The organism is Nocardioides lacusdianchii (genome assembly GCF_020102855.1).
Lineage (GTDB): Bacteria > Actinomycetota > Actinomycetes > Propionibacteriales > Nocardioidaceae > Nocardioides > Nocardioides lacusdianchii.
Map to the genome: position 1 here is coordinate 1 of NZ_JADHZD010000035.1, position 7,060 is coordinate 7,060.

Consider the following 7,060-nt stretch of genomic DNA (forward strand, 5'->3'; position numbering starts at 1 on the left):
ATCGGCGGGCGCAACGACGTCCGAGGCTGACGTACGACGCGACCCGGTGCGGGATCCCCATCCGGTTAGCGAGACAGAGACGACCTAGCGCAGCTTTGAGTTGCTGTGCGAGCCGCTTGAGGTTCTTGCGGTGACACCGACCATCCATCAACGGGCGGGGGCGGATCGCGCCTGCCTTGTGACTGGCTACCAACTCGAGCGCTTGCGGGTCCTGTCACGATACGACGGAGCCCATCAGGCTCAACGACAAGTCGGCCTCGCCCTGCCGTCGGGCGAGGATGATCGCGGCGGCGATGAGCCACAGCGGGAGGAGCAGGTAGTTCACCAGACCACCGGGTGGGATGCCTGCGGTGCCTAGGGCGCTGAGTACGCCCAGCACGAGGGTGAGGATCGCGAACCACCGCGGCAGTACGGCGTTGGCCAGACCGGCCAGTCCGGCGCCAAGGAAGGTGGTGGCGATGCCAATGCCCATGCCGGCGAACCCGAAGAAGCCCACGAAGCTGAGGATTCCCAGGGCCTGGTCGTCTTTGGCGTCCGCAGCTCCGTTGATCAGACCCCAGTTCCACATCACCATCTGCGAGAGGCCGGCAGCGACGAGCAACAGGCCGCCAGAGACGATGCTGGAGTATGTCGATTCGCCAGCTTCGCCCGCACGGAGATGGCTGCGGAGCGCGGTCGCAAAGAAGACCAGCGCGATCGCCATGACGACCAGGCAGCCGATGGCTGCGTAGTTCAGGGCCAGGTGATCGCGGATCACCGCGGTGGTCATCGTCCCGGGTGAGTCCTGGTCGCCGGTCTGGAACAGGAACATCTGCCCGATCCAGGCCGCGCCCGCGATCGCTCCCGTCCAGGGCAGGAATCGTTCGAACTTGCTGCGAGGCATTTCGCCACTCCCTTCCGCATGATGCCGGCGGGGATCGCCGACACCGCGACCATTCCGGTCGAGTCGCCCGGGCGCACGAGGTTGCCGTCCCGGGTGGGCCGGGAGGTGTTCCCGGGACTGCAGACGGGAGGCTGCCGCGCCGTCAGACTGTGGACATGTTCTTCACGGCCGTTGTGTTCGCGACGGTGGTCCCGATCACGCTTGGTCTGCTGCTCGTGCGGCGTGGTCAGCGTCGGATCGGCTGCCTGCTGGTAGCGCACGGGCTGTCGGTGGGCCTGCTGTTGGGTGGCTCCGAGTTCACGAGCACGACCACGGCGGCCTTGGTTGCCGACCAGCTGCTCGCCGGCGGTTGGGTATTCCTGTTCCTATGGTTGGTCCTGATCGCCTACGTCTTGCCCGATGGGCGTCCGCTGTCACGTCGATGGCTGCTCTGGGTCCGTGTTGGGCTGGCGGGCGCAGCGCTGCTTCTCGTGGGTGCGGCCGGTGACCGGAGTACGTTCCGGCAGGAGCACGACGGGCTCGCCCCACCGGTGGCGTGGCTATCGCCGGCGGTGTCGGCAGTTCTCGGGACGGTCGGGCTGCTGCTCGTCGTACTTCTGTTCTTCGGCTCCGCTGTCGCCGTGCGCAGCCGGCTCAAGGCATCGGCGGGCGAGACCAGGCTGCAACTCCTGTGGCTGGTCTGGGGTGCGCTGGCCGTCCCGCTGGGGCTGCTCCTGCTGTGGGCGAATCACTTCCTGCTGAGTGACATTCCCTGGATTACCGCTGCCGCTTTCACCGGTGTCAGCACTGCGCTGCCTGCCACCATCACGATCGCGATCTTGCGCTATCGCCTCTTCGACATCCAGCTCGTCCTCAGCCGCACGCTCACCTATGGCGTCCTGGTTGTCGGTGTGGTGGCGTTGTACGCACTGCTGCTCCTCGCTGTCGCCCGCGTCGGCGGAAACGACACGTTGGGTGGCCTACTCACGGTCGCCGTGGTCGCAGTCGCGGTGCACCCGGCCTACGCTTGGCTCGGCTGGCGGGTCGAGCGGTGGGTCTACGGCTACAGGTCCCAGCCGCACCAAGCCCTCCGCCTGCTCGCCGACCGGGCCGACGCTGCAGCATCTGACACGTTCGGCACTCCGGTCACCGACGCGGTCACTGATGCGATCGCCGAAGCTCTCCGTGCCGATCGCGCGTGGGTGGACACCCGGCCCGGCGACGCGGACGATCGTGTCGTCCGGACGCCGCTGGTGCATCGCGGCGAGGGTTTCGGATATCTCGCGGTGGCAGTGCCGCACGGGCGGGAGCTGTCATCCGCGGATCTGGCTCTCCTCCGCGACCTTGCCCGGTATGCGGCGGTCCTCGTCCGATCGGAGAGACAGGGCCAGGCTCTTCGCGAGTCGCGTTCGCGGATCGTGGCCGGCCGCGAGGAGGAGCGCCGCCGGCTCCGCCGAGACCTTCACGACGGGGTCGGCCCGGCGCTGGCAGCCGTCGTGCTCAAGCTCAACGCCGCGCAGTCACGCGCCGATGTCGACGCGCGCGCCGCACTGCTTGCCGAGGCGCGCGAGGAGGTCAAGGACGCTATCGCGGAGGTGCGCCGGCTCGTCGACGACCTAAGGCCGCCGGCGATCGACGAGGTCGGCTTGCTTGCGGCGATCCGGCATCGCGCTGGGGCATTGTCCGGGGGGCTGACGATTGAGGTGTCCGGGCCGGAGCCGCTGCCCGCTCTGCCCGCGGCGGTCGAGGTCGCTGCCTTCCGAATAGCATCTGAGGCGATGACAAACGCCGTCCGCCATGCTGGCGCGAGCCGCTGCCGGGTCGACGTGTCTTTGAACGGTTGCCTAGAACTCACCATCGCGGACAACGGGCGCGGTCAAGCGCTGGCGACTACGAGCGGGGTGGGGTGGACGTCGATGCGCGAGCGTGCCGCCGAGCTAGGTGGCACCTGCGACATCTCCGACCGGCGAGAAGGAGGCCTCCTCGTGCGTGCGGTCCTGCCTGTTGAGGAGCCTCCGGCGAGCGCGGAGAGCCGGGTCGAGCGATGATCCGGCTGCTCGCGGTCGACGACCACCCGGCGTACCGGCGCGGCCTCGAGCTGATGCTCGCCGACGTCGACGACATCGACATCGTCGGTGAGGCTGAAACCGGTCTACGCGCCGTGGAGCTTGCCGAAGAGCTGGCTCCCGACGTCGTGCTGATGGACCTGCGGATGCCCGAGCTGGACGGCATCGAGGCGACGCGAAGAATCAACCGGGGCGCGTTCGCCCCGGCGGTCGTCGTCCTCACGATGTTCGAGGACGACGACTCCGTCTTCGCGGCGATGCGCGCCGGCGCCCGCGGCTACCTCCTCAAGGGAGCAGAGCAGGACGAGATCGTGCGCGCGGTCCGCGCCGCCGCGGCAGGCGAGGCGATCTTCGGCCGCGAGATCGCCCAACGTGTCATCGCCCACTTCGCCCGCGGCGCCGGATCCACTGCAGCTGCTTTCCCCTCGCTGACCGATCGCGAGCGCGAGGTGTTGGAGCTGGTCGCTGCTGGCAAGGGCAACTCGATCATCGCCCACGAGTTGATGATCAACCTGAAGACGGTACGCAACCACGTATCCAACGTCCTCAACAAGCTCCAGGTCTCCGACCGGTCCGCGGCCATCGTGAAGGCACGCGAAGCGGGCCTGGGGGGTGGCAAGTGACTGTGCCGTCAGACGATCCTTGTACGGCGCTCCTGCATCGACCGCTGACGGAATCGGTCGCCAGTCGCTTCACTCGAGCACTGAAGAGTCGGACCAGCGTCGACCAAGCCCTGCGACACTTCCTTCCGGGACTACTGAGAATCCCGGGTTTCACCAAGTCGCGGCCGGCGACCGGCCGCTGGGTGGATACTCTGTCCTCGATAGCCTGCCGAATCGGGTCAGGGCGGTGATCGCGTGCCGAGGGGAGGTCAGGTCGTGGCGACTAATGATCAGCTCAAGGCGCTCGTCAAAAGTCACGGTGACGGGGACGACCCCCAGTTCTACGCGGTGGCCATCCAGGTCGCGGCTAAGGCCGCTCGATCAGGTCAGTCAAAGTTCGCTCAGGAGCTACGTGACCTGGTCGATGACCTGCGCAAGCGACAGCCCGTCCCGAGCCGAGTCGCCTCGGTCGTTCCGGTCACCCAGCCTCGCGGTGAGCTCGGCTCGTTACTGACGGTCACCTATCCGGACGCCCGTGTCGCTGACCTCACTTTGTCGGCGGAACTGCACGAACGACTAGAGCACATCCTGCTCGAACAGCGGCAGCGCGATACCTTGGCGAGGCACGGCCTCCACCCGGCGCGCCGGGTGCTGCTGACCGGACCTCCCGGCACCGGTAAGACCTCTACGGCGAGAGTGATCGCTGGCGAACTGGGCTTGCCACTCTTTGCGATTCGCCTGGATTCGGTCATCACCAAGTACATGGGTGAAACGGCAGCGAAGCTGAGGCTCATCTTCGATGCTCTCACCGAGTCGCGCGGTGTGTACCTGTTCGACGAAGTCGACGCCCTTGCCGGTGACCGTGCGGCACCGAACGATGTCGGCGAGATACGGCGAGTCTTGAACTCCTTTCTGCAGTTCCTCGAAGAAGACACCTCGCAGAGCGTCGTTGTCGCGGCTACCAACCACCCTCAACTGCTCGACAACGCCCTGTTCCGCAGATTCGACACCGTCATGGACTTCACGCTGCCGGACGATGTGAGCATCCGCGCGGTGCTTGAGAATCGGTTGGCGTCCTTCCGGACCGGCAACCTGGGCTGGAAGCGCGTCGTTGCCGCCGGCGAGGGACTAAGTCACGCAGAGGTGGCGACGGCGGCCGAGAATGCCGCCAAGCGCACGGTGCTTGCTGGACGGACGCGGATCCTCACCGACGATCTGGTGGCTGCGCTCTCCGAACGCTCTCGGACCCACGGCCGTCGCGGCCAGATCGCGTAGTCAACGTGGCGCAGCGCGACCGCCCGCACCTCGTTGTGCCCACTCGGCCCAACCCAGAGCCGTTCACGCTCGCCTCCACCGGCGGTGGGAACGACGACGGCGAACCGCGGTTCACGGGCGACCGCCGAGCTCACGGCGCCAGGCTCACCGAGGAGTACGAGACTGCCACGGCCGCGCCATCCCACGAATCGGAACGAGAGGGCACCTACGTCTCGTTCCTGTCGTTCGCGGGCCTGGAACTCGCCTTCGAAAGCCTTGACATCAACCGCCCCGGGGACCAGCCCGAACTTGTCGCAGTTCAGGCATTGGAGACCGTTGACGGGATGGTGCAGGTTGCCACGGTCTACATCCCTGACGGCAAGAAGCAGTACTTCCTCGACAAGCTCAATCGCTACGTGGAGACCGCGGACGAGGACCGGGCCCGAAACGCCACCCTCGTCGAAGGGATCGCCGCCATTCGCCGGGCAACCATCGAGGAGCTTTGGACAGATCCTCCTGAGGAGTTCCCGGCCGATCCGGATGAGATGCGGTGGTGGGAGGTATGGCTACGTCGTCGAGACGGTCACGAGCGCACTCGCTTCAGCGACTACGCGGCCACCCACGACCTACGAACCAGCGCGCACTACCTCGGGTTCGGTGACCGGACCATCGTGCTGCTGCGAGCCAGCGCCCGCCAGCTTGCCGACACGTTCAACTCCCTCGACGACCTTGCCGAACTTCGCCGGCCGCACGAGGTCGGAGCCCTGGTGTCGGGGTTGCCGGCAAGGGAACAGGCCGAGTGGGTCGAGGAGCTCCGCAACCGGCTGCACCCGGCCGCCGCCGACGCGCCGGTCGTATGCATCCTCGACACCGGCGTCCAGGACGGTCACCCGCTCCTGACTGACTCCTTAGACGCCGGCGACATTCACACCGCCGATCCCGAGTGGGCCCCTGGACCAACGCATTCCCATGGCACTGAGATGGCCGGGCTGGCACTATTCGGCGACCTCCACGCGGCCATCGTCGACGGGCAGCCGGTTCGGCTGCGGCACCGGCTCGAGTCGGTCAAGCTGCTTCCAGACGGGGTTGACAACGAGCGTGATCTTCATGGCGCGATCACCGCCCGCTCTGTCGACCGCCCCGAAATCCAGGCGTTCGACCGCGCTCGGGTCTTCATGCTTGCGGTTACGGCGCCCAACACGACGTTCAGCCATACGGAGGCGACTCCGGGACCGTCGCCCGAGGCCGGCCGTCCAACTTCATGGTCCGCAACCGTCGACGCGCTCGCGTTCGGGCGTGCCATCGACGACACCGACCCCAAGTTCACCTACCTCGACCGCGACGAACCGCGCCGTCCTCGCCTGTTCGTGGTGTCGGCGGGCAACATCAGGGTCCATGACCTCAATCCGGCTGAAGACCACCTCGACCGCAGCGATCTCGAGCCGGTCGAAGACCCTGGCCAGTCATGGAACGCCCTTACCGTGGGCGCCTACGCCGCCCGCGATGACATGTCGGACGCTTCTGCGGACTTCGCCGGTTACGTTCCCGTCGCGTCGCGGGGCGAGTTGTCGCCGGTCAGCCGGACCTCGGTCACCTACGAGCCTACGAAGTGGCCTTTCAAGCCTGACATCGTCGCCGACGGAGGCAATGTGGCCGCGTCGCCGGACCGGACATCCGTTGACACTCCGGAGAATCTGGCGCTTCTCACCACCCGACAGCAACATCCAGGCGGCGGCTACTTCACAACGACGCGAGACACCTCGGCGGCCACCGCTCAGGTATCGGCGATCGCCGCCGACATATACGCCGCCTACCCCGACCTGCGGCCGGAGACGGTGCGAGCCCTTATCGTCCACTCGGCGGAATGGACCGAGCCGATGCTCGGCAAGTTCGAGGCCGACACGAACAAGGCAACCCGGGCCAAGCTCCTGCGTCGTTACGGGATGGGGGTTCCCGACCTGACCCGCGCCGTACGCAGCGCCACCGATGCGTTGACCTTGATTTCTGAGGCACGCATCAGTCCGTACGAACGCGAAGGAAACAGCAGAGCGGGCAAGACGCGCGAAATGAACGTCCACGAACTGCCGTGGCCGATCCGGGAGCTTGAGGCTCTCGGCGAGACGCAGGTTCGGATGCGGGTCACGCTGTCGTGTGATGTCTCAGGACATTGGAATAGCCGGACCTACGAAGTTGTAGGTCCGGCTATTGCTTTGTGGGGCCGGGCGGCCGTCCGGTGGGCTGGTAGTCGCGGGTGGGGTCGAGTGTGAGCTCGCGGA

General features: G+C 66.8%; 5 protein-coding genes. 4 read left to right on the top strand and 1 reads right to left on the bottom strand.

All coding sequences use genetic code 11. The annotated features are described in order from the left end of the window. Positions 1–214 precede the first annotated feature (214 nt). Positions 215–883 carry a V-type ATP synthase subunit I domain-containing protein gene (locus IRX98_RS22295; RefSeq protein WP_224280536.1) on the bottom strand — a complete coding sequence of 223 codons (669 nt, stop codon included), beginning with the start codon at positions 881–883 and terminating at the stop codon, positions 215–217. Positions 884–1,038: 155 nt separating this feature from the next. On the opposite strand from IRX98_RS22295, the gene IRX98_RS22300 reads away from it, so the two are divergent. The 4 genes from IRX98_RS22300 to IRX98_RS22315 all read left to right on the top strand — a co-directional run bounded on the left by IRX98_RS22300 (position 1,039) and on the right by IRX98_RS22315 (position 7,051). Beyond that, a complete protein-coding gene (locus IRX98_RS22300) occupies positions 1,039–2,910 on the top strand; it encodes a sensor histidine kinase (protein WP_224280538.1) in 1,872 nt (623 codons plus the stop codon). Beyond that, positions 2,907–3,551, top strand: coding sequence for a response regulator (locus IRX98_RS22305; RefSeq protein WP_191279959.1), 645 nt, complete (start codon positions 2,907–2,909; stop codon positions 3,549–3,551). Before IRX98_RS22300 ends, IRX98_RS22305 begins: the two co-directional genes overlap by 4 nt. Before the next feature lie 255 nt (positions 3,552–3,806). Further along, positions 3,807–4,805: an AAA family ATPase gene (locus IRX98_RS22310; RefSeq protein ID WP_224280540.1), complete on the top strand. Its 999-nt coding sequence runs from the start codon at positions 3,807–3,809 to the stop codon at positions 4,803–4,805. 5 nt (positions 4,806–4,810) lie between these two features. Next, positions 4,811–7,051 (top strand): S8 family peptidase, encoded by a 2,241-nt coding sequence (locus IRX98_RS22315; RefSeq protein ID WP_224280542.1) that lies wholly within the window; start codon positions 4,811–4,813, stop codon positions 7,049–7,051. Positions 7,052–7,060: the final 9 nt, after the last annotated feature.